Here is a 268-nt window from a genome sequence, read left to right on the forward strand (position 1 = left end):
GCGAATGGCTGGTCATGCCCGGCGCCGAGAACAAGTCGAGAACCAATCACTCGCAGCAGAAGAGGGCAAGCGTCACGACAACTCGGACCCAGCCACAGCAGCAGGCTGAGCGGAACGCAGCCAGCGCGAGCCGGCGGATCTCCGCTTCGTCTTCGGCTGCGAGGCCCGGGCAGAGGTACTGCGGGTCTTCAGCGAGGTTCTGGGCGGGGTTGTCGTACCACTGGCCCGTGGGCGCGGGGCGGAGCGACGGCAGCGCCTGGTCGCCGAG

General features: G+C 68.7%; 1 pseudogene. It reads right to left on the bottom strand.

The window, feature by feature from the left end:
- Window positions 1-46: 46 nt before the first annotated feature.
- Window positions 47-268 (bottom strand): annotated as a pseudogene (locus ACQG3P_RS19895) (hypothetical protein); the annotation flags it as partial.

It is taken from the genome of Stenotrophomonas sp. SrG, assembly GCF_050031795.1.
Lineage (GTDB): Bacteria > Pseudomonadota > Gammaproteobacteria > Xanthomonadales > Xanthomonadaceae > Stenotrophomonas > Stenotrophomonas rhizophila_A.